The sequence below is a fragment of the Actinomadura sp. NEAU-AAG7 genome (assembly GCF_018603865.1).
In the GTDB taxonomy this organism is placed as follows: Bacteria; Actinomycetota; Actinomycetes; order Streptosporangiales; family Streptosporangiaceae; genus Spirillospora; species Spirillospora litoris.
This window is the reverse complement of sequence record NZ_JAHFZY010000016.1, coordinates 8485-33923: the sequence shown is the minus strand read 5'-3', so window position 1 is coordinate 33923 and position 25439 is coordinate 8485. Positions and strand designations below refer to the sequence as shown.

3 protein-coding genes are annotated in these 25439 nt (G+C 75.6%); all 3 read right to left on the bottom strand.

From position 1 onward, the window contains the following. On the bottom strand, positions 1–2065 hold a 2065-nt coding region (locus KLI87_RS39555), incomplete at its 3' end, for a condensation domain-containing protein (protein WP_214621088.1). Next, positions 2065–14655 carry a non-ribosomal peptide synthetase gene (locus KLI87_RS39550; protein WP_214621087.1) on the bottom strand — a complete coding sequence of 4197 codons (12591 nt, stop codon included), beginning with the start codon at positions 14653–14655 and terminating at the stop codon, positions 2065–2067. The genes KLI87_RS39550 and KLI87_RS39555, both read right to left, overlap by 1 nt. Beyond that, positions 14652–25439: a non-ribosomal peptide synthetase gene (locus KLI87_RS39545; protein WP_214621086.1), complete on the bottom strand. Its 10788-nt coding sequence runs from the start codon at positions 25437–25439 to the stop codon at positions 14652–14654. The genes KLI87_RS39550 and KLI87_RS39545 overlap by 4 nt, the downstream gene beginning before the upstream one ends.

Genomic DNA, 25439 nt, shown 5'->3' with positions numbered 1-25439 from the left:
GGGCGACCAACTCCACCAACTCACCAGGGTCAGCAGCCTGGTCGCCGGTCGCCAACACCACACCCGCACCCGTGACCAGCGGCAGGAACAACTCCAAGCCCGCGATGTCGAACCCGACCGTCGTCACGGCAAGGAGCCGGTCGCCAGCGTCCAGACCGAACCGGTCCTGCATCGAGGCAAGGAAGTTCGTCAACGCCCCATGGGGGATCACCACACCCTTAGGGCGACCCGTCGAACCCGACGTGAAGATCACGTAGGCGGGCTGCGACGCGTTGATCTCCGGCAGCGCGACGTCGGCCGCCTCGTGGGACTCCGCCATCGACAGATGCGCAACGCCCGGGACCGCGTCGCGGGTCGAGTCGTCTACCAAGGCGAGTACGGGCGAGGCGTCCTCGATCATGAACGCGATCCGGTCCGCCGGATACGAGGTGTCGATCGGAACGAACGCCGCACCCGACCGCATCACGGCCAGCAATGCGACGACCAATTCGGCCGAGCGCGGCAGTGCCACCGCGACCAGGTCGCCAGCACCGACCCCCCGACCCACCAGGACGCAAGCCAGCGCGTCCACGCGCGCGTTCAGTTCGGCATACGACAGCTCCACGCCGTCGCACACCAACGCCACACCCTCACCGCGTCCGGCCAACAAGGACGGCACCGAACCGGGCGCAACATCCAAAGCCGTCGCGTTCCAGGTAGACAGGACTTGCTCGCGCTCAGCCGCGCCCAGGACGTCGATCTTCGACACGCGGAGTTCGGGCGCCTCGGCGACCGCCGCGAGGACGCGGCGGAACCGCTCCACCAGCGTCTCGGCGGACGACCGCTCGAACAGGTCGGTGCTGTACACGCAGGCGCCCGCGAGCCCGAGGGGCTTGCCGGAGGCGTCGAAGCGCTCCTCCAGGCTGAACGACAGGTCGAAGCGCGCGGTGCCGGTCTCGGCGGCGTGCGCGGCGACGGTGAGCCCGCCGAGCCGGGACGCGGCGTTCTCGGCGGCCGAGCGGTCGTTGTTGTTCCAGGTCAGCATCGTCTGGAACAGCGGGTGCCGGCCCATGGAGCGGGTCGGGTTCAGCTCCTCGACGAGCCGCTCGAACGGGGTCTCCTGGTTGGCGTAGGCGTCCAGGCTGTAGTCGCGGACGCGGTCGAGGAGGTCCAGGAACGCCGGGTCGCCCGAGAGGTCGGTGCGCATGACGAGCGTGTTGACGAACAGGCCGACGAGGTCCTCCATGGCCTCGTCGGTGCGGCCCGCGACGGGCGTGCCGATCGGGACGTCCTCGCCTCCGCCGAGCCGGTTGAGCAGCACCGCGAGCGCGGCCTGCACGACCATGTAGACGCTGGAGCGCCGCTCGCGCGCCAGGTCGTGCAGCCGGACGTGCACCTCGGCCGGGACCTGGAAGGCGAGCACGTCGCCCCGGTGGGATGGCTCGGCCGGGCGCGGGCGGTCGTAGGGCAGGTCGAGTTCCTCGGGGAGCCCGGCGAGCGCCCGGGTCCAGAAGGCGAGCTGCCCGGAGATCTCGCTCTCGGGGTCGTCGGGGGATCCGAGGACCTCCCGCTGCCAGAGCGTGTAGTCGGCGTACTGCACCGGCAGCGGCTCCCAGCCGGGCGCGCCGCCCGACAGCCGGGCCGCGTACGCGGTCATCAGGTCGCGGGCCAGCAGCGGCATCGACCAGCCGTCCCCGGCGATGTGGTGCACGAGGACGAGCAGCACGTGCTCGCCCGGCCCGGTCTCGAACAGCGTCGCGCGCAGCGGGATCTCCGCTGTGAGGTCGAAGCCGTGCCGGGCGGCCCGGCCGAGGTCGGCGTCGATCCGGTCGGGCGTGCTGCGGACCTCGGCCAGTTCCGGCTGGACGCCGTCCAGGATGACCTGTTCGGGGCCCTCGCCCTTGTCGGCGACGAGGGTCCGCAGGCTCTCGTGCCGTTCGGCGAGGTCGCCGAGGGCGGCCCGGAGCGCGGCGCGGTCCAGCGCGCCGGTCAGCCGCATCGCGGTCGGGAGGTTGTACAGCGGGCTGGGCCCCTCCAACTGGTGGAGGAACCAGAGCCGCTCCTGGGCGTAGGAAAGGGGGATCATCAGCTCTCCTTGTTCCTGGGCATCCGCCGGAGCGCCGGACGGGCCTTGGCGGGACGGTCGAGCCGTCCCGCGAGCCCGGCCACGGTCGGGGCCTCGAAGAAGCCGCGAACGCTGATCTCCTGGCCCAATGTGGAGCGGATCCGGCTCACCAGCCGCAGTGCGAGCAGGGAGTGTCCGCCGAGTACGAAGAAGTCGTCGTCGATGGAGACCTTGGGCAGGCCGAGGATGTCGGCGACCAGCCCGCAGAGGATCTCCTCGCGCTCGGTGCGGGGCGCGCGGCCCTGCCCGGCGGTGCCGAGTTCCGGTTCGGGCAGCGCCTTGCGGTCGATCTTTCCGTTGGGGGTGAGCGGCAGCTCGTCCAGCTCGACGAACGCCGACGGCACCATGTAGGCGGGGAGTGCGCCGCCGAGGTGGCGGCGGAGGTCCTGCACGTCCACGGGGCCGTCCGAGGGGACGAGGTAGGCGACGAGGCGGGCGGTGCCCGCGCCGTCGTCCCGGGCGACCACCACGACCCGCGACACCCCGGGGTGCCCGGCGAGGACCGACTCGATCTCGCCCAGCTCGATCCGGAACCCGCGGATCTTGACCTGGTGGTCGACGCGGCCGAGGTACTCCAGCTCGCCCCCGGCCGTCCAGCGGACGAGGTCGCCGGTGCGGTACATCCGCTCCCCCTCGGCGCCGAACGGGCAGGCCACGAACCGCTCCGCCGACAGCGCCGGACGGTTCAGGTAGCCGCGCGCCAGCCCGTCGCCCGCGATGTACAGCTCGCCCGCGACGCCGGGGGCGACCGGCGACAGGCCCGCGTCCAGGACGTAGACCTGCGTGTTGCCGATCGGACGGCCGATCCGCGCGTCCGGGGACGTCACGTCGGCGGCCGTCGACCAGATCGTCGTCTCGGTCGGCCCGTACAGGTTCGTCACCGAGCGTCCTGCCTTCGCCAGCTCACCGGCGAGGTCGGGCGGCAGCGCCTCGCCGCCGACCAGCACCCGGACGGCGGCGAACGCCGCCGCGTCGTGCTCGACCAGCGCACGCCACAGCCCCGGCGTCGCCTGCAACGCCGTCACGTGGTGGCGGGCGACCAGCGCGGTCAGCTCGGCGGGGTCGGCGGCCTGGTCGCCGGTCGCCAGCACGACGCCCGCACCCGTGACCAGCGGCAGGAACAACTCCAGGCCCGCGATGTCGAACCCGACGGTCGTGACCGCGAGGAGCCGGTCGCCCGCGTCCAGGCCGAGGCGGTCCCGCATCGAGGACAGGAAGTTCGCCAGCGCCCGGTGCGGGACCACCACGCCCTTGGGACGGCCGGTCGACCCGGAGGTGTAGATCACGTAGGCCGGGTCCAGGTCGGCCACCTCGGGCAGCGCGACCTCGGGGGCCTCGGGGGCCTCGCCGACCACCAGCGCCGGGACGCCGGGCACCGCGTCGCGGGTCCGGGCGCCGACCAGGGCCAGCACCGGCGCCGCGTCCCGGACCATGAACGCGATCCGGTCGGCGGGGTAGGCGGTGTCGAGCGGGACGAACGCCGCCCCGGACCGCATCACCGCGAGCAGCGCCACCACCAGCTCGACCGAGCGCGGCAGCGCCACCGCGACCAGGTCGCCGGGGCCGACGCCGCGTCCGGCCAGGACCCGGGCCAGCGCGTCGGCCCGGGCGTCGAGGTCGGCGTAGGACAGCTCCTCGCCGCCGCACACCAGCGCCGTCTCGCCGGGGGCGTCGGTGACGCGCTCCTCGAACCAGGCGGGCACCGAGCCGGGCGGGACGGCCGCCGCCGTGGCGTTCCAGCCCGACACGACCCGCTCGCGCTCGGCCGCGTCGAGGACGTCGACGTCCGACACGCGCAGCTCGGGGGTCTCGGCGACCGCGACCAGGACGCGCCGGAACCGCTCCACCAGCGTCTCGACGGACGCCCGGTCGAACAGGTCGGTGCTGTAGACGCACGCTCCAGCGAGGCCCATCGGCTTGCCGGAGGCGTCGAAGCGCTCCTCCAGGCTGAACGACAGGTCGACCTTGGCGGCGCCGGTCCGGGTGCCCTCGCGGGCGGCGGACAGCCCGGAGAGCGCGTCCTCCTCCGCCTGGGCGTCGCTGCTCCAGGTCAGCATGGTCTGGAACAGCGGGTGCCGGGCCATGGACCGCGCCGGGTTCAGCTCCTCGACGAGGCGCTCGAACGGCACGTCCTGGTTGGCGTAGGCGGCGAGGTCGACCTCCCGCGTCCGGCGGACCAGCTCGCGGAACGTCGGGTCGCCGGACAGGTCGCCGCGCAGCACGAGCGTGTTCACGAAGAACCCGATCAGGTCCTCGACGGCCGCGTCGGTGCGGCCCGCGACCGGCGTGCCGATCGGGACGTCCTCGCCCGCGCCGAGCCGGTTCAGCAGCACCGACAGCGCCGCCTGCACGACCATGAACACGCTGGCCCGGTCGTCGCGGGCGAGGTCGGTCAGCCGCGCGTGGACGTCGGCGGGGACATCGAACGGGATCGCCTCGCCCCGGTAGGACGCCGCCGCCGGACGCGGCCGGTCGGTGGGGACCGCCAGTTCCTCCGGGAGCCCGGCGAGGGCCGTCCGCCAGTGGTCGAGCTGCCGGGAGACGAGCGCGTCGTCCTCCCCGAGCAGGTCGTGCTGCCAGAGCGTGTAGTCGGCGTACTGGACGGGCAGCGGCGCCCAGTCCGGCTCCGTCCCGGCGCGGCGGGCCGTGTAGGCGGCGGTCAGGTCGCGCGACAGCAGCCGCATGGACCAGCCGTCCCCCGCGATGTGGTGGACGAGCAGGAGCAGGACGTTCTCGCCGGGCGCCGCCTCGCACAGCCACGCGCGGAACGGGATCTCGGCCGCGAGGTCGAACCCGTGCCTCGCGGCGGCCTCGAACGCGGCCGGATCGTCCAGGACGGTCAGCGGCGGCCGGGCCTGCTCCGAGTCGGCGGGGAGGATCACCTGGTAGGCGCCCTCGGCGTCCTCGGCGAAGACCGTCCGGAGTACTTCATGCCGGGCGACGACGTCGGCCAGAGCCGCCTTCAGCGCCGCGCGGTCGAGGTCGCCCTCCAGCCGGACGGCCACGGGCAGGTTGTAGGTCGGGCTCGGCCCTTCCATCTGGTGCAGGAACCACAGGCGGCGCTGCGCGAACGACAGCGGCACCCGCTCCGGACGAGCGACGGCCGCGACGCCCGCGCGAGCGCCGCTCGCCGAGGTCAGCACGCTCGACAGGCCCGCGACCGTCGGCGACCGGAACACCTCGCGGACCGCCAGCTCCACGCCCAGCACCGACCGCACCCGGCTGACCAGCCGCGTCGCCAGCAGCGAGTGGCCGCCCAGCGCGAAGAAGTCGTCGTCGACGGAGACGGCGGGCACGCCGAGCAGTTCGGCGAAGACGCCGCAGAGGATCTCCTCCTGCGGGGAGCGCGGACGGCGCCCGTCGCGGGAGCCGGCCGGGACGGGGACGGGCAGCGCGGCCCGGTCGAGCTTGCCGTTGGGGGTCAGCGGCAGCTCGTCCAGCGCCACGAAGACCGACGGGACCATGTAGTCCGGCAGCGTCGCCGCCAGGTGGTCGCGCAGCCCCTCCGGCGCGGACGGCACCACGTACGCGACGAGCCGCTGCTCGTGGACGAGCACCGCCGCCCGCGCGACCCCCGGGTGCGCGGCGAGGACGTTCTCGATCTCGCCCGGCTCGATCCGGAACCCGCGGAGCTTCACCTGCTGGTCGGCGCGGCCGAGGTACTCCAGCTCGCCTTCGGCGTTCCAGCGGGCGAGGTCGCCCGTCCGGTACATGCGCTCACCGGCACCGCCGAACGGGCACGCGACGAACCGCTCGGCCGACAGCCCCGGACGGTTCAGGTAGCCGCGCGCCAGCGACGCGCCCGCGATGTACAGCTCACCCGTGACGCCCGGCGCCACCGGGCGGAGCCCCTCGTCCAGCACGTAGACGCGCGTGTTGGCGATGGGGCGGCCGATCGGCGGGGTGGACGGCCAGTCCGCCGGGTCCTCGGGCAGCGTGGTCGCGGTGACCACGTGGGTCTCGGCGGGGCCGTAGTGGTTGTGCAGCCTGCGGCCCGGCGCCCGCGCGAACAGCTCGCGCAGCGGCGCGTTGAGCGTGAGCGCCTCGCCCGCCTGCGCGATGTGCGCCAGCGTCGGCAGGGCCTCGCCCACCTCGGCGAGCGCGTCGATGACGAGGTTCGGCGCGAACAGCTCCTCGATCCGCCGGTCGCGGATCCAGGCGGCCAGGTCCTCGGGGCTGCGGCGGGTGTCCTCGGGGCAGACGACCAGGCGCCCGCCGCCCGCCAGCGTGCCGAGGATCTCCTGCACGGAGACGTCGAAGCTCACGGCCGTGAACTGCGCGGTCGTCCCGGCGGGCACCGCGCCGCCGTGCCAGGCCAGCAGGTTCAGCAGCGAACCGGCGGGCATGACGATGCCCTTCGGACGCCCCGTGGACCCGGACGTGTAGATCACATACGCCGGGTGCCCGGGCGCCCGCGACACGCCCTCGGGCGCGGTGGCCGGGTAGGCCGCGAGGTCCTGCTCGTCCAGCCGCAGGACGGGCGCGGCGGTGCCGGGCAGCGGCACGTCCCCGGACGTCACGACCAGCGCGGGCGCGGCGTCCTCCAGCATGAACGCGATCCGGTCGGCCGGGTACCCGGGATCGACCGGCAGGTACGCGGCGCCGGCCTTCAGCACCGCGAGCAGCGCGACGGCCAGCTCCGGAGAGCGCGGCAGCGCGACCGCGACGTAGCGCTCCGGCCCGGCGCCGCGTCCGATCAGCAGGTGCGCGAGCCGGTCGGCGCGCGCGTCCAGCTCGGCGTAGGTCAGCGAGGAGTCGCCGTCCTCGACGGCGACGGCGTCCGGGGTGGCGGCGGCGTGCCGCTCGACCAGCCCGGCGAGCGAGCCTGCGGGCGAACCGGCGGGCACCGCGCCGGCGGTGTCGTTCCAGTCGAGCAGGACGCGGCGCCGCTCGTCCTCGGCCAGCACGTCGAGGTCGCCGATCCGGCGGGACGGGTCGTCCGCGACGGCGGCGAGCAGCCGCAGCAGGCGGCCGGTGAGCGCCTCGGCCGTGCCGTGCTCGAACAGGTCGGCGCTGTACTCGACGGCGCCGGTCAGCCCGGCCGGGGCCCCGGCCTCGTCGTGCAGGTCGACCAGCGCGAACATCAGGTCGAAGCGGGCCACGCCCGCGCCGACCGGCGTCCCGGCGATGCTCAGCCCGGGCAGCTCGGTGGCGCCCTGCGGCGCGGCGCTCTGGTCGTTGTTGTTGAAGGCCAGCATGACCTGGAACAGCGGGTGCCGCGCCATCGACCGGGCGGGGTTGAGCACCTCCACGAGCCGCTCGAACGGGACGTCCTGGTGCGCGTAGGCGGCCAGGTCGGCCTCGCGGACGCGGTCGAGGAGGTCGGCGAAGCTCGGGTCGCCCGCCGTGTCGGTGCGCAGCACGAGCGTGTTGACGAAGAACCCGACGAGGTCGTCGAGGGCCTCGTCGGCGCGTCCGGCGACGGGCGTGCCGATCGGCAGGTCGGTGCCCGCGCCCATCCTGGTGAGCAGCGCCGCGACGGCGGCGTGCACGACCATGAACACGCTGGCGTTGCGCTCCCTGGCGAGCGCGGCGAGCCGGGCGTGCACCTCGGCGGGGACGTCGAAGCGCACCCGGCCGCCCCGGTGGGACGCCTCGGCGGGGCGCGGCCGGTCGGCGGGCAGCGCCAGCTCCTCGGGGATCCCGGCGAGGTTCTCGCCCCAGAAGGCGAGCTGCCGGGAGATCGGGCTGCCGGGGTCGGTCTCGGAGCCGAGGCTCTCGCCCTGCCAGAGGGTGTAGTCGGCGTACTGGACGGGCAGCGGCGTCCACACCGGCGCGGCGCCGGCGCGGCGGGCCGCGAACGCGGTGGTCAGGTCGCGGGCCAGCAGCGGCATCGACCAGCCGTCGCTGGAGATGTGGTGCACGAGGACGAGCAGCACGTGCTCCCGCGGGCCGAGCTCGAACAGCCACACCCGTGCGGGGATCTCGGCGGCGAGGTCGAAGGGGTGCCGGGCGGCGCGTCCGAGCGCGTCGTCCAGCTCGTCCTCGGTGACCTTCCGGACGACCGGCCGGAGCCGGGCCCGCTCGGGCGACAGCACCTTCTGGTAGGGGCCGTCGTCGTCCTCGGCGAAGACGGTCCGGAGGCTCTCGTGCCGGACGGCGACGTCGTCGAGCGCGGCGAACAGCGCGTCGCGGTCGAGGTCGCCGGTCAGCCGCAGCGCCGCCGGGATGTTGTAGGCGGGGCTCGGCCCCTCCAGCTTGCCGAGGAACCACAGCCGCCGCTGCGCGTAGGAGAGCGGGACGCGGTCCGGGCGCGGCCCGGCGACCAGGCGCGGCCGGTCCTCGCCCGCGCCGTCCAGCGCGGCGGCGAGGCCGGACACCGTCGGCGTCTGGAACACCTGGCGGATCGCGAGGTCCCCGCCGAACGCCTTCCGGACGCGGCTGACCAGCCGGATCGCCAGCAGCGAGTGCCCGCCGAGCGCGAAGAAGTCGTCGTCGGGGCCGACCTGCGGGACGCCGAGGACGTCGGCGAACAGCCCGCACAGGATCTCCTCGCGCGGGCTGCGCGGCCGCCGCCCCGCCTCGCCCGCGAGGTCCTCGGGGGCGGGCAGCGCGGCGCGGTCGAGCTTGCCGCTCGCGTTCAGCGGCAGGTCGGCGACCGCGGCGACGACGGCGGGCGTCATGTAGTCGGGCAGGAACGCGGCGGCGTGCGCGCGCACCGCCGCCGGGTCGAGCCGCGCGCCGGAGGCGGGCACGACGTAGCCGACGAGGCGCTGGTCGCCGTGCTCGGGCTCGCGGACGACGGCGGCGGCGCGGGCCACGTCCGGGTGCCCGGTCAGCGCGGCCTCGATCTCGCCGAGCTCGATGCGGAAGCCGCGGAGCTGGACCTGGTCGTCGGCGCGGCCGAGGAAATCGATGTCCCCGTCGGCGCGGAACCGCGCGAGGTCGCCGGTGCGGTACATGCGGGTGCCGGGCGCGCCGAACGGGTCGGCGACGAACCGCTCCGCCGACAGGCCGGGCCGGTTCAGGTAGCCGCGCGCCAGCGACGCGCCCGCGACGTACAGCTCGCCGCGCACGCCGGGCGGCACCGGGCGGAGCGCCGCGTCCAGGACGTAGGCGCGGACGTTCTCGAACGGGCGGCCGATCGGGACGGGCCCGGCCGGGACCGGCGCGCCCGGCTCGATCCGGTGCTCAAGGCAGTTGACGGTCGCCTCGGTCGGCCCGTAGGCGTTGACGACCGCGACGCCTGGGTTGCGGGCGCGCCAGTCCGCCAGCGCCTCGCCGATCAGCGCCTCGCCGCCGAGCACCAGCGTGCCGGACGGCCCGGCGGTGTCCGGCAGCGCGCCGAGGATCGTCAGGTGGCTCGGCGTAGCCTTCATGAACGTGGGGCGCGGGCCGGCCGCGGCGTCCTCGTCCAGCTCGGCGAGGCGGGCGAGGCCGCCGCCGACGAGCGGGGTGTAGACGGCCGCGACCGTCATGTCGAACGCGACCGGCGAGTGGACGAGCACGGTGCCCGCCGCGCTCGGGTAGGCGTCGCGGGCGCGGCGCAGGTAGGCGCCGAGCGCCCGGTGCTCGACGACGACGCCCTTGGGGCGGCCGGTCGAGCCGGAGGTGTAGATCGTGTAGGCGGCCTGGCCGGGCGGGACGTCCCGCCCGAGGTCGGTGTCGGGCAGCGCGTCGAGCAGCGCGGTGGTCTCGGGGGTGTCGAGGCGCAGCACCTCGACCCCGGCCGGGGCGTCCTCGCCGGTGGTGATCACCAGCCCGGGGCGCGCGTCCTCCAGCATGAACGCGACCCGGTCGGCCGGATAGCCGGGGTCGACCGGCAGGTACGCGGCCCCGGCCTTCATCACCGCGAGCTGCGCGACGACGAGGCCCACCGAGCGCCGCATGGCCAAGGCCACGAACCGCTCCGGCCCGGCGCCGCGGTCGGCGAGGAGGCGGGCGAGCCGGTTGGCGAGCGCGTTCAGCTCGGCGTAGGTGAGCGTGACCGACGCGTCCATGACGGCGGGCGCGTCCGGGGTGCGGCGGACCTGCTCCTCGAACATCGTCACGACCGACGGCGCCACGACGGAGTCGTCGTCCGGCACCGGGAGGGGCGCGGGCAGGAGGCGGTGGCGCTCGTCGGGGGTGAGCACGTCGACACGGCCCACCTTCAGGCCCGGGTCGGCGGTCACCGCCGCGAGCACCTGGACGAAGCGCCGCGCGAGCGCCTCGACGGTCTCCCGGTCGAACAGGTCGGTGCTGTAGACGAGCGCGGCCGACAGGCCGTCGGGCGCGCCGTCCTCGGCGTGCCGCTCCTCGACGGCCAGCGACAGGTCGAACCGGGCGATGCCGGTGCCGACCGGGTTGCCGGTGACGGTCAGCCCGGCGAGCCGCGCGACCGAGTCCGACGCCGAGCGCCAGTCGTTGTTGTTGAAGGCGAGCGCGACCTGGTAGAGCGGGTGCCGCGACATCGAGCGCGCCGGGTTGAGCACCTCGACCATGCGCTCGAACGGGACGTCCTGGTTGGCGTAGGCGGCGAGGTCGTTCTCGCGGACCCGCGCGACCAGCTCGCGGAACGTCGGGTCGCCCGACAGGTCCGCGCGCAGCACCAGGTTGTTGAGGAAGAACCCGACGAGGTCCTCGACGGCCTCGTCGGTGCGGCCCGCGATGGGCGTGCCGATCGGCACGTCCGTCCCGGCGCCCATGCGCGACAGCAGCGTCGCGAGCGCGGCGCGCACCACCATGAACAGGCTGGCCTGGCTCTCCCGGGCGAGGCCGAGCAGCGCGCGGTGCAGGTCGCCGGGGACGTCGAAGGAGACCGTGCCGCCCTCGTGGGACGAGACGGCCGGGCGCGGCCGGTCGAACGGCAGCGCCAGCTCCTCGGGCAGCCCGGCGAGGGACTCCTCCCAGAACGCGAGCTGCCGGGAGATGGGGCTGTCGGGGTCGTCCTCGGAGCCGAGGACGCGGCGCTGCCAGAGCGCGTAGTCGGCGTACTGCACCGGCAGCGGCGCCCAGTTCGGCAGGCGGCCCGCGACCCGCGCCTCGTAGGCGAGGGTCAGGTCGCGGACGAGCAGCGGCATCGACCAGCCGTCACCCGCGATGTGGTGGACGACGAACAGCAGTACGTGTTCGTCGGGGGCCGTGCGCAGCAGCCACACGCGCAGCGGCGGCTCCGCCGACAGGTCGAACCCGGAGCGGACGGCCTCGCCGAGCCGCTCCTGGAGGCGCTCCTCCGGGACGTCCTCGATGACGGGCTCCGGGCCGGAACCGGCGGGGAGGATCACCTGGCGGGGGCCGTCGGCGTCCTCGGCGAAGACCGTCCGGAGGCTCTCGTGCCGGTCGGTGACGTCGGCGAGCGCGGCGCGGAACGCCGCGTGGTCCAGCGGCCCGCCGAGGCGGAGCGCCGCCGGGATGTTGTAGGTCGGGCTGGGGCCGTCGAGCTGGTTGAGGAACCACAGCCGCCGCTGCGCGAACGACAGCGGCACCCGCTCGGGACGCTCGGCCCGGGTCAGCGGCTCGCGGCCGCCGCCGTCGACACCGCCGATGGCCGCCGCCAGCGACGCCACCGTCGGCGTCTCGAACACCTGGCGGATCGCCAGCTCGACGTTCAGCGTCGAGCGGACGCGGCTGACCAGCCGGATCGCCAGCAGCGAGTGCCCGCCGACCTCGAAGAAGTCGTCGTCCACGCCGATCCGGGCGAGGCCGAGCACGTCGGCGAACAGCCCGCACAGGATCTCCTCCTGCGGGGTGCGCGGGGGACGTCCGGTGGCGCGGGGCGCGTCGTCCTCGGGGGCGGGCAGCGCCGCGCGGTCGAGCTTGCCGTTCGGGGTCAGCGGCAGCTCGTCGAGCGTGACGACCGCCGAGGGGACCATCGGCTCGGGCAGCGACCGGGCCGCGTGCTCGCGCAGCTCCGCCGCGTCGGGGCGGGCGTCCCCGGCGGGCACGACGTAGGCGGCCAGGCGCGGGTCGCCGGGCTCGTCCTCGCGGACGACCACGACGGCGCGCGCGACGCCGGGGTGCGCGGCGAGCGCCGCCTCGATCTCGCCGGGCTCGATCCGGTGGCCGCGCACCTTGACCTGGTGGTCGGCGCGTCCGGCGAACTCCAGGTCGCCGTCCGCGCGGACGCGGGCGAGGTCGCCGGTCCGGTACATGCGGGCGCCGGGCGGGCCGTAGGGGTCGGCGGTGAACCGCTCGGCGGTCAGCGCCGCCCGGTTCAGGTAGCCGCGCGCGAGGGCGGCGCCGCCGATGTACAGCTCGCCCGCGACGCCGGGCGGGACGGGCCGCAGCCCGGCGTCCAGCACGTAGGCGCGGACGTAGGAGAACGGCCGCCCGATCGGGACCGCGCCGTCCGGGGTCGGGGCGCCCGGGTCGAGCCGGTGGTCGAGGCAGTTCACGGTCGCCTCGGTCGGCCCGTAGGCGTTGTAGACGGTGGCGCCGGGGTGCCGGGACCGCCAGCCCTCCAGCACCTCGCCCGACAGCGCCTCGCCGCCGAGGATCAGCGTCCCGGTCGGGGAGATCTCGTCGGGCAGCGAGCCGAGGATCGTCAGGTGGCTCGGGGTGGCCTTCATGAACGCCGTCCCGGCCGGGGCGTTCTCGTCCAGCTCGGCGAGGTGGACGTGGCCGCCGCCGACGAGCGGCGTGTACAGCGCGGTCACGGTCAGGTCGAACGCGACCGGCGAGTGGACCAGCGTCGACTCCCGCGTGCTCGGGTAGGTGTCGCGGGCCCGCCGCAGGTACGCGCCGACGGACCGGTGCTCGACCACGACGCCCTTGGGACGGCCGGTCGAGCCCGAGGTGTAGATCAGGTAGGCCGGGTGCCGGTCGGAGGGCGGTGCTTCCCGGTCGGCCTCGCTGAGGTCGGCGGCGTCGCCGTCATCGGTGATCAGGTCCTCGGCGTGCAGGACGGGCGCGTCCACCGGCGGCAGCTCGCCGGCGAGCCCACGGGTGGTGAGCACCAGCGCGGGCGCGGCGTCCGCGAGCATGTAGCCGATGCGGTCGGACGGGTAGGCCGGGTCGACCGGCAGGTACGCGGCGCCGGCCTTGACGGTCGCGAGCATCGCCACGACCAGGTCGGCGGAGCGCGGCATGGCCAGCGCGACGAACCGCTCCGGCCCGGCGCCCAGCCCGACCAGCCGCCGGGCGAGGCGGTTGGCGCGGGCGTTCAGCTCCGCGTAGGTGAGCGTCGTGTCCCCGGCCGTCAGCGCGGGCGCGTCCGGCGTGCGGGCGGCCTGCTCCTGGAACAGCTCGACCAGCGTCGCGCCGCTCTCCTCCTCGCGCTCGGCCGGACGCAGCAGCCGCGCCCGCTCGTCCGGCGCGAGGACGTCGACGGCGCCGACCCGCAGGTTCGGCTCGGCGACCATCGTGTCCAGGACGCGCAGCACCCGGTCGGCGACGGCCTCGGCCTGCGCGCGGTCGAACAGCTCCGGCTGGTAGAACAGCCGGAAGCGCAGCGCCTCCTGCGGCAGCGCGCACAGGCTCAGCGCGAAGTGGTTGGCGGACACGGCCTTCGGGCTGGCGAAGCGCGGGCCGTCCTCGGCCTGCTCGCTCGCGTCCTCGAAGCGTTCGAGCGGGAAGTTCTCGAAGACCACCGAGGTGTCGAACAGCTCGCCGTGCCCGGACGCGCGCTGGATGTCGGCGAGGCCCAGGTAGGGGTGGTCGCGCAGCGGGTGCTGCTCCTTCTGGAGCCGCATCAGCATCTGCGGCAGCGTCTCGGACTCCTCCAGCCGCAGCCGCTGCGGCAGCGTGTTGATGAACAGCCCGACCATCGACTCGACGCCGGGCACCTCCGGCGGGCGGCCCGACACCGTCGCGCCGAACACGACGTCGGAGCGCCCGGTCATCCGGCTCAGCACGATCGCCCAGGCGCCCTGGACGAGGGTGTTCAGCGTCAGCCCGAGGGCGCGGGCCCGCTCCGACAGCGCGGCCGACGCGCGCTCGGACAGCCCGAACTCCAGCCGCTCGGGGGTGACGGGCGCGTAGCCGGGGCCGGGCGAGGCGGCGAGCGTCGGGCCCTCCAGCCCGGCGAGGGCCTGCCGCCACACGTTCTCGGCGGCGGCGGTGTCCTGCGCGGTCAGCCAGCGCAGGTAGTCCCGGTAGGGGCGGACGGGCGGCAGCGTGTCGCCACGCCCGAGGTAGAACGCCAGCAGCTCGCGGATCACGATCGGCAGCGACCAGCCGTCCATCACCGTGTGGTGGATGGAGACCATCAGCCGGTGCCGCTCGTCCTCCAGCCTCAGCATCGTGAACCGCACCAGCGGCGGGCGGGAGATGTCGAAGCGCTTCGCGCGGTCGTCGGCGGCGAGCCGCTCGGCCTCGGCGTCGCGCTCGGCGGCGGGCAGGCCCGACAGGTCCACGTCGGTCCAGGGCAGCGCGACCTTGCGCGCGACGAGCTGCGCCCACTCGCCCGACTTGCGCTGCCGGAACGCGACCCGCAGCGTCGCGTGCCGCTCCAGCAGCCTGCGCGCCGCGTCCTTGGCGGTCTCGACGTCCAGCTCGCCGGTCAGGTCGAAGGAGAGCTGGACGGTGTAGACGTCGGTGGCGTCCTCGTCGTAGAAGCTGTGGAACAGCAGCCCCTCCTGCAACGGGGAGAGGGGCAGGATGTCCTCGATGATCCGCTGCTGCTGACTCACTCCCACGTCCCCCACTCGGCTTCCAGACTCTCTTCGAACTCTTCGATCTCGCTCTGGCTGATGGTGTCCAGCACCACGTCGGACGGCGTCAGCCCGCCCGCGCCCGACCGCGCCGCCGCCCCGGCCAGGCCCCGCAGGGCGGCGAACCAGCCCTCGGCCATCGCGCGGACGCGGGCCTCGCCGATCACCCCGGTCGCCCACGTCCAGCCGGCGACCAGCTCGGGGCCGTGCGCGCCGTCCTGAGTGAGCGCGTTGACCTCCACGACGTGCGCGAGGGGCGCGGCGCCGTCCTCGGCGGGCGCGAGCCCGGCCGCCTCCGGCACCACCGACCAGTCGGTCTCCTCCGCGCCGACCGCGAACCGGCCGAGGTAGTTGAACCCCACGGGCGGCTCGGGCAGGCCGGCGAGGGCCTCGGCCGTGCCGGGGTTGAGGTAGCGCAGCATCCCGTAGCCGATCCCCTGGTCGGGGATCTCCCGGAGGCGCTCCTTGATCCGTTTGAGCGCCGCGTCCGGGTCGGTGCCGCCGGGGTCCAGCCGCACCGGGTACATGCTGGTGAACCATCCCGCGGTGCGGGACAGGTCGGCGCCCGCCACCTGCTCCTGCCGCCCGTGGCCCTCCAGGTCGAGGAGCACCCCGTCCGGCCCGCCGGGCATGGCGAGCGCGAACGCGGTCAGCAGGACGTCGTTGACGCCCGCGTTGTAGGCGGCCGGGACGCGGGTGAGCACGGCCTCGGTGACGTCGGCGGGCAGCGTCAGCGACAGGTGCCCGGCGGTCGCGTGGGTGTCGCGTTCCGGGTCGAGCGGGCGGTCGCCGAGCGGCGGCGCGGGCGGCTCCAGCACGCGCCTCCACAGCGCGGCCTCGGCGGCCCGCGACGGCTCCAGCGCGGCCTCGGCCAGCCGGCGCGCCCACGTGCGGAACGACGTGCCGACCGGCTCCAGCGCCGGGACGTCCCCGTTCGCGGCGGCCCGGCACGCCTCGGCGAGGTCGGGGCCGAGGATCCGCCAGGAGACGCCGTCCACGGCGAGGTGGTGGACGGTCAGCAGCAGCCGCCCCTGCACGTCGGGACCCTGGTCGAACCAGACCGCCTGGACGACCGAGCCGGAGCCCGGGTCGAGCCGGTCGCGGGCGGCGAGCGCGTGCGGCCGCATCGCCTCGGTGCCGGTCGTCGTGGCCTCGACGCGGCGCAGGCAGTCGGCGGCCTTGACCGCGCCCGGCCCCTCGATGACGGGGTCGCCGTCGGCGCCGAGGCGCAGGCGCAGGACGTCGTGGTGGTCGAGCAGCGCCTGCACGGCGGCGAGGAGGTGCTCGTGCCGGAGCCCGGCGGGCGTCCGCAGCACCATCGACTGGTGGAACCCGTCGATGGGCCCGCCGCGCCGGGCGAGCCAGCGCATGATCGGGGTGGCGGGCAGCGGGCCGACGCCCGCGCCGGGCGCCTCGCCCCCGGCGCCGTCCGCCGTGGTGACGGTCCGCGCGAGCGCGGCGACGGTCTTGTGCTCGAACACGTCCCTGGGCGACATCACCAGCCCGGCCCGGCGCGCCCGGCTGACGAGCTGGATCGAGGAGATGCTGTCGCCGCCGAGGTCGAAGAACCCCTGGTCGACGCCGACCCGCTCCAGCCCCAGCACCTCGGCGAACAGCCCGCACAGCAGCTCCTCGCGGGGCGTGCCGGGCTCGGCGGCGGCCGTCCGCTCGGGCGGCGGGGGCGCGGGCAGCGCGCGCCGGTCGAGCTTGCCGTTGGCGGTGCGCGGCAGCGCCTCCAGCGGGACGAACGCGGCGGGCACCATGTAGTCGGGCAGCGTCCGCCCGAGGTGCTCGCGCAGCTCGTCGGCCGGGACGCCCGGGACGACGTAGGCGACGAGGCGCCCCTCGCGGGCGAGCACGGCGCACTGGGCGACGGCGGGGTGCGCGGCGAGCGCGGTCTCGATCTCGCCGGTCTCGATCCGCAGGCCCCGGATCTTGACCTGGTCGTCGGCCCGGCCGCCGTAGTCGAGCGTGCCGTCGGGGCGGTGGCGGACGAGGTCGCCCGTCCGGTACATGCGCGCGCCGGGGCCGCCGAACGGGTCGGCGACGAACCGCTCCGCCGTCAGGCCCGGCCGGTTCAGGTAGCCGCGCGCCAGGCCGGGCCCCGCGACGTACAGCTCGCCGGGGACGCCGGGCGGGACGGGCCGCAGCCCCTCGTCCAGCACGTAGAGGCGGGTGTTGGCGATCGGGCGGCCGATCGGCGGCAGGCCCTCGCCGGTCAGCCGGCCGCTCATCGTCGCGGCGACCGTGACCTCGGTCGGGCCGTAGGCGTTGATCATCGTCCGGCCGGCGGACCAGCGGGCGACCAGCTCGGCCGAGCACGCCTCGCCGCCGACCACCAGCACGCGGAAGTCGGGCAGGTCGGTGGCGGGGACGCTGCCGAGCACGGTCGGCGGGATCAGCGCGTGCGTCACCCCGTGGGTGGCCAGCACGTCGGCGAGGTCGTCGCCGACGACCGGTCCGTCGGGCGCGATCACGAGCGCGGCGCCGTTCGGGAGCGCCATCAGCAGCTCCATCACCGACGCGTCGAAGCTCGGCGAGGCGAGCTGGAGGACGCGGTCGCCCGGCCCCGCGCCGAGCGTGTCCGCCTCGGCGGCGGTGAGGCTCGGGATGCCCGCGTGCGAGAGCACGACGCCCTTCGGACGCCCCGTCGACCCGGAGGTGTAGATGACGTAGGCGGGGTGCGCGGCCCGCAGCGGCGCGAGCCGCTCGGCGTCGGTGACGTCGGTTTCGTCACCGGGGACATCAAGCTCCTCCGGGCGCAGAACCGGGGCGGCGCCGGACGGGACGTCGCGGTCCGCGACGACCAGCGCGGGCGCGGAGTCCTCCAGCATGAACGCGATCCGGTCGGCCGGGTAGGCGGGGTCGACCGGCAGGTACGCGCCGCCCGCCTTGACCGCGGCGAGCGCGGTCACGACCTGCTCGACCGAGCGGGGCAGGACGAGCGCGACGATCCGCTCGGGCCCGACGCCGAGCCCGATCAGCCGCCGCGCGACCCGGTTCGCCCGCGCGTTCAGCTCCGCGTAGGTCAGCGTCCCGGACGCGGAGATGACCGCCAGGTCATCGGGCGCCGACGCGACCCGGGCCTCCAGCAGCTCGGGCAGCGTCGCCGCCGGGACGGGCGTGGCGGTGTCGTTCCAGGTCACGAGCGCCTTCTCGCGCTCGGCCGGGGTCAGCACGTCCAGCGTCCCGACCGGCGCGGACGGGTCCCGCACGGCCGCCGCCAGCAGCGCGACCAGCCGGGCCGCCATCGACCCGGCCGTCGCCGCGTCGTACAGGTCGGTCGCGAACTGCACGGAACCCGCGAGCCCGCCCGGCCCCTCGCTGAAGGAGAACACCAGGTCGAACTTGGCGACGTCGAGGTCGGTGGGCTCCCGCTCGGCGGCGAGGTCGCCGAACCGCTCGGGGGCGCCGCCCGTCCCGTCGTTGTCGAAGGCCAGCACGACCTGGAACAGCGGGTGCCGGGCGGTGGAGCGGGCTGGGTTAAGCAGCTCCACCAGCCGCTCGAACGGGACGTCTTGGTGGGTGTAGACCTCCAGGTTCCGTTCCCGAACGCGCTCGACCAGCTCGGCGAACGTCGGGTCCCCCGAGGTGTCGGTGCGCAGCACGAGCGTGTTGACGAAGAACCCCGCGAGGTCTTCGAGCGCGCGGTCGCCGCGTCCGGCGACGGGCGTGCCGATCGGGACGTCGGTGCCCGCGCCGAGCCGGGTCAGCAGCAGGCCCAGCGCGGCCTGCACGACCATGAACGTGCTGGCCCGGTGCCGCCGCGCGAGGCCCGCGAGGCGGGCGTGGACGTCGGCCGGGACGTCGAAGGCGATCGTGTCGCCGCGCTGCGACGCGGTCGCGGGACGCGGGCGGTCGGTCGGCAGCTCCAGCTCCTCGGGCAGGCCCGCGAGCGCGTCCTCCCAGTAGGCGAGCTGGCGGGAGACGACGCTGCCCGGGTCGTCCTCGGAGCCGAGGGTGTCGCGCTGCCAGAGCGTGTAGTCGGCGTACTGGACCGGCAGCGGCTCCCAGCCCGGGGCCGCGCCGGCGCGGCGCGCGGTGTAGGCGGCGGCGAGGTCGCGGGCGAGGACGGGCAGCGACCAGCCGTCCCCCGCGATGTGGTGGACGAGCAGCAGCAGCACGTGCCGGTCGCCGCCCAGCTCGAACAGCCAGGCGCGCAGCGGGATCTCGGCGCCGATGTCGAACGCGTGCCGCGCGGCGGCGCTCAGCTCGCCGGGCAGCCGCCCCTCGCTGGTGCGGACGCGGACCAGTTCGGGGCGCGCCTCGTCCAGGACCCGCTGGTAGGGGGTGCCGTCCTCGTCGGCGATCACCGTGCGGAGCACCTCGTGCCGCGCGACCAGGTCGTGCAGGGCGGCCTGGAGCGCCGCCGCGTCCAGCCCGCCGGTGAGGCGGAGCGCGGCGGGCAGGTTGTAGGTCGGGCTCGGGCCCTCGAACCGGTCGAGGAACCACAGCCGCCGCTGCGCGAACGACAGCGGGATCCGGTCGGGACGCGGCCCGGCGGTGAGCGTTCCGGTGGCGGGCGCGGCCGGTTCGAGCAGGTCGACCAGGTCCGCGATCCGGGGCGCCTCGAACAGGCGCCGGACGGGCAGGTCGACGCCGAGCGCGGAGCGGATCCGCCCCGCCAGGCGCGTGGCGAGCAGCGAGTGCCCGCCCAGCTCGAAGAAGTCGTCGTCGATGCCGACCTCGGGGACGCCGAGCACGTCGGCGTAGATCGCGCAGAGCGCCTCCTCGCGCGGGGTGCGCGGGGCGCGCCCGGCGGGCCGCGCGGCGCGCTCGGGGACGGGCAGCGCCCGCCGGTCGAGCTTGCCGTTGGCGGTCAGCGGCAGCGCGTCCAGCACGACGAACGCGGCGGGGACCATGTAGCCGGGCAGGTCGGCGGCGAGCCGCTCGCGGACCGCCTCCACCAGGCCCTCCGCCGCTCCGTCCGGGACGAGGTAGGCGTCCATGCGGAGGTCGCCGTGCGCGTCGTCGCGGACGACCACGGCGGCCTCGCCGACCCCGGGGCAGCCGACCAGCGCGGACTCGACCTCGCCCAGCTCGATCCGGAACCCGCGGATCTTCACCTGGTCGTCGGCGCGGCCGAGGTACTCCAGCTCGCCGTCCGCCGTCCAGCGGGCGACGTCGCCGGTGCGGTACATCCGCGTCCCGGCGGGGCCGTAGGGGTCGGCGACGAACCGCTCCGCCGTCAGGCCGAGCCGGTTCAGGTAGCCGCGCGCCAGGCCGCCGCCCGCGACGTACAGCTCCCCGGCGACGCCCGGCGGGACCGGCTGGAGCGCCGCGTCCAGCACGTAGGCGGCGAGGTCGCGGAGCGGGCGGCCGATCAGGCTGCGGGACCGCCCGGCGGACGCGGCGTCCAGCGGCCGGTAGGTGACGTGGACGGTCGTCTCGGTGATCCCGTACATGTTCACCAGGCGGGTGCGCTCGCCGTGCCGCGCGTACCAGCCCGAGAGCCGGGACGGGTCGAGCGCCTCCCCGCCGAACACCACGTACCGCAGCGCGGGCAGGCCGGCGCCCTCGGCCGCGTCGGCGGAGATGAGCTGGTAGAACGCCGACGGCGTCTGGTTCAGCACCGTGACGCGCTCGCGGGCCAGCAGGTCGAGGAACTCCTCGGGCGCGCGGGTCACCGACTGCGGGACGACGACGAGCCTCCCGCCGTGGGCGAGCGCGCCCCACAGCTCCCAGACCGAGAAGTCGAAGGCGTAGGAGTGGAAGAGCGTCCAGGCGTCGTCCGGGCCGAACCCGAAGTCGCCGTCGGTGGCGGCCATCAGCCGCACCACGTTGCGGTGGGTGACCGGCACGCCCTTCGGACGGCCCGTCGACCCGGAGGTGTAGATGACGTAGGCCGGGTGGTCGGGGTCGCGCGCGACGCCGGTGAGGTCGGCGGGGTCGTGGGCGGCGAGCGCGGGATCGTCGACGAGGACGCGCGGCACGTCCGTCTCGGTGCCGCCGCTGGTGATCACCAGTTCGGGCGCCGCGTCGTCGAGCATGAACGCGATGCGCGCGGCCGGGTAGCCGGGGTCGATCGGGATGTAGGCCGCGCCCGACTTCAGCACCGCCAGCAGCGCGACGACCAGGTCGGGCGTGCGGGGCAGCGCGACGGCGACGAAGCGCTCCGGGCCCGCGCCGCGCCCGACCAGGTGCCGGGCGAGGCGGTTGGCGCGCGCGTTCAGCTCCCCGTAGGTGAGGGCGTCGTGGCCCGGCGCCGACACGGCGACGGCGTCCGGGGCCTGGGCGGCCCGGGTCTCGAACAGGCCGACGAGTGTGTCGGCCGTGTCGAGCCGCTCCCACGGCGCGGTCGCGGCCTCCCGCTCGGCCTCGTCGAGGATGTCCAGGCTCCCGATGGGCGCTGCGGGGTCCTCGGCGGCGGCGCCCAGCAGGCGGACGAGCCGTCCGGCCATCGCGGCGACGGTCTCCGCGTCGTACAGCTCGGCGGCGTACTCGACCTCACCGCGCAGCCCGATCGGGGCGCCCGTGACGTCGTGCCGCTCGACCAGCGCGAACAGCAGGTCGAACTTCGCCGCGCCGGACTCGCGGGGCGCGACCGACAGCTCCAGCCCGGGGCAGCCGTCGAGCGCGGCGGGCGCCGTCCCGGGGTCGACGGTCACGGCCACCTGGAACAGCGGGTGCCGGGCCATGAACCGGGCCGGGTTCAGCACCTCGACCAGCCGCTCGAACGGCACGTCCTGGTTGGCGTAGGCGGCGAGGTCGCCCTCGCGGACGCGGGTCACCAGGTCGCGGAAGGCGGGGTCGCCGGACAGGTCCGTCCGCAGCACGAGCGTGTTGACGAAGAACCCGACGAGGCCCTCCAGGGCGCGGTCGTCGCGTCCCGCGATCGGCGTGCCGAGCGGGATGTCGGTGCCCGCGCCGAGCCGCGACAGCAGCGCGGCGAGCGCCGCCCGCACGACCATGAACATGCTGGACTGGGTCTCGCGGGCCAGGCCCGCCAGCCGCGCGTGCACCTCGGCGGGGACCTCGAACGCGACCGTCCCGCCGCGATGGGACGCGACCGCCGGACGCGGCCGGTCGGTCGGCAGGTCCAGTTCCTCGGGCAGCCCGGCGAGCGCCCGCTTCCAGTGGTCGAGCTGGCGCGCCTGGATGCTCTCGGGGTCGTCCTCGGTCCCGAGCGCCTCGTGCTGCCAGAGCGTGTAGTCGGCGTACTGGACGGGCAGCGGCGTCCACCGCGGCGCCGTCCCGGCGGCGCGCGCCGCGTAGGCGGTGGCGACGTCGCGGGCGAGGACGGGCAGCGACCACCCGTCCCCCGCGATGTGGTGGACCAGTAGCAGCAGGACGTGCTTGCGGGGCCCTTCCTCCAGCAGCCACGCGCGCATCGGGATCTCGTTCGCGAGGTCGAACCCGTGCCTCGCGGCGGCCTCGAACGCGGCCGGATCGTCCAGGACGGTCAGCGGCGGCCGGGCCTGCTCCGAGTCGGCGGGGAGGATCACCTGGTAGGCGCCCTCGGCGTCCTCGGCGAAGACCGTCCGGAGTACTTCATGCCGGGCGACGACGTCGGCCAGAGCCGCCTTCAGCGCCGCGCGGTCGAGGTCGCCCTCCAGCCGGACGGCCACGGGCAGGTTGTAGGTCGGGCTCGGCCCTTCCATCTGGTGCAGGAACCACAGGCGGCGCTGCGCGAACGACAGCGGCACCCGCTCCGGACGAGCGACGGCCGCGACGCCCGCGCGAGCGCCGCTCGCCGAGGTCAGCACGCTCGACAGGCCCGCGACCGTCGGCGACCGGAACACCTCGCGGACCGCCAGCTCCACGCCCAGCACCGACCGCACCCGGCTGACCAGCCGCGTCGCCAGCAGCGAGTGGCCGCCCAGCGCGAAGAAGTCGTCGTCGAGGGAGACGTGCGCGACGCCGAGGACGTCGGCGAAGATCCCGCAGAGGATCTCCTCGTGGGGCGTGCGGGGGCGGCGTCCGCGCGCGCCCGCGCCGAGTTCGGGGGCGGGCAGGGCGCGGCGGTCGAGCTTGCCGTTGGGGGTCAGCGGCAGGTCGTCCAGCGCCACGAAGACCGACGGGACCATGTAGTCCGGCAGCGTCGCCGCCAGGTGGTCGCGCAGCCCCTCCGGCGCGGACGGCACCACGTACGCGACGAGGCGGTCCTCGCGGACGAGCACGGCGGCGCGCTCGACCCCGGGGTGGGAGGTCAGCGCCGCCTCGATCTCACCCGGCTCGATCCGGAACCCGCGCAGCTTCACCTGCTGGTCGGCGCGGCCGAGGAACTCCAGCTCGCCGGCGGACGTCCAGCGCGCCAGGTCGCCCGTCCGGTACATCCGCTCCCCGGCACCGCCGAACGGGCAGGCCACGAACCGCTCGGCCGACAGCGCCGCGCGGTTCAGGTAGCCGCGCGCCAGGCCCGCGCCCGCGATGTACAGCTCACCGGCGACGCCCGGCGCCACCGGACGCAGGCCCTCGTCCAGCACGAACACGCGCGTGTTGACGATGGGACGGCCGATCGGCGGGGCACCGGGGCCCCGCAACGGCCCGCTCATCGTCGCGCAGACGGTCGACTCCGTCGGCCCGTACGCGTTGATCATCCGGCGGCCGGGCGCCCAGCGGGCCACGAGGTCGGCCGGGCACGCCTCGCCCGCCACGACCAGCACGGTCTCCGGCGGCAGCGCGTCCTCGGGCAGGACGGCGAGCGCGGACGGCGGCAGCGTCACATGCGTCACCGCGTGCGCGGCGAGCGTGTCGATCAGCGCGGGCCCGGGCAGCAGCCGCTCGGCGGGTTCGAGGACGACGCGGGCGCCCGCGAGCAGCGCCATGCACACCTCGGAGACGGCGGCGTCGAAGCTCGGCGACGCGAACTGGAGCACCCGGTCGCCGGGGCGGACGCCGAACCGCTCGATCTGCCCGGCGGCCAGGCTCGCGATGCCCCGATGGGTGACCACGACGCCCTTGGGGCGTCCCGTGGAGCCCGAGGTGTAGATGACGTAGGCGGGGCCGGCGACGTCGAGCGGCGCGAGGCGGTCGGCGTCGGTGACGTCGTCCGCGCCGTATCCGGTGAGGCCGTCGCCGGTCAGGGCGGGGTCGTCCAGGGACAGGAAGTCGATGCCCGGGTGCGGCTCGCCGGTGCCGAGCATGAGCAGCGGCGCGGCGTCCTCCAGCATGAACGCGACGCGGTCGGCCGGGTACCCGGGATCGACCGGCAGGTACGCGGCGCCCGACTTCAGCACCGCGAGCAGCGCCACGGCCTGCCCCACCGAGCGCGGCGCGCGGACGGCGACGCGCGTCTCGGGCCGGGCGCCGCGCTCGACCAGCAGCCGCGCGAGCCGGTTCGCGCGCGCGTTGAGGTCGGCGTAGGTCAGCTCGGTCGTACCGGACACGACCGCGACGGCGTCCGGGGTCGCGGCGGCCTGCCGCTCGAACAGCGCGGGGAGGTGGCCGGACGGCACGTCGCGCGCGGTGTCGTTCCAGCCGTCCAGCGCCGCCCGCTCGGACGGGGTGAGCAGGTCGAGCCGCCCGACCGGGGTCCCGGGGGCGGCGGCGAAGACCTCCAGCAGCCGGACGAGCCGGTCGGCGACGCCCCGCGCGGCGGCGGCGCCGACGGTCTCGCAACGGTGGTCGAGCCGGAACCGGTACTCCTCGCCCGGGGTCACGAGCATCCCGAGCGGGTAGTGGGTGTCGTCGCGGTGCTCGACGTCCAGCACCCGCGCTCCCCCGGCGGCGGCCATGCCGCTCAGCTCGGCGCTGTCCAGCGGGTAGTTCTCGAACACCATCGACGCGTCGAACAGCGCGCCGAGCCCCGCCTGCCGCTGGATCTCGTGGAGGCTGAGGTGCTGGTGGGCGAGCAGCGCCGCCTGCTCCCGCTGCACCCGCGCCAGCAGTTCGCCCACGGGCTCGCCGGGGCTCGTCCGCACGCGGAGCGGGAGCGTGTTGATGAACAGCCCGACCATCGACTCGACACCGGGCAGCTCCGGCGACCGGCCCGACACCGTGACGCCGACGACGATGTCGCGGCGCCCGGTGAGCGCGCCGACGACCAGCGCGTAGGCGATCTGGACGGCGGTGTTGACGGTCACCCCGGCGGCGCGGGCCGCCTCGGTCAGCGCGGTGACGGCCGGGGCGGGGAGCGTGAACTCCAGGTGGTCCGGCGCGCTCGTGTCCGTCGCGGCGTCCGGCCCGGCGAGCAGCGTCGGCTCCTCCAGGCCGTCGAGCGCCCTGCTCCAGGCGGCCTTGGCCGCGTCCGCGTCACGCGCGGCGAGCCAGGCCAGGTAGTCGCGGTAGGGGCGGACCTTCGGCAGCGCGTCCCCGCCGCCGGTGTAGAGGGCGAGCAGCTCGCGCAGGAAGATCGCGGTGGACCAGCCGTCCCACAGGATGTGGTGGCTGGTGAGGACCAGCCGGTGCCGGTCGCCGCCGAGCCCGGCGAGCGTGAACCGCAGCAGCGGCGGCGTGCGCAGGTCGAAGCGGCGCCAGCGGTCCTCCTCCTCGATCCGGGCCAGCTCGGCGCGGCGCCCGTCCTCGTCAAGACCGGAGAGGTCGACCTCCCGCCAGGGCAGCTCGACCTCGCGCATGATCACCTGGACGGCGCGGCTGAGGCCCTCGTGCCGGAACCCGGCGCGCAGGTTCGCGTGGCGGCGCAGCAGCGCCGACGCGGCCTCCCGCATGGCGGCCGCGTCGAAGCGCCCCTCGAACTCCACCGCGAGCTGGGTGCTGTAGACGTCCGGCGCCTGCTCGTCGTAGACGTTGTGGAACAGCAGCCCCTCCTGGAGGGGGGACAGCGGGAGGATGTCCTCGATATTGCGTGCTCGACGGGTCAC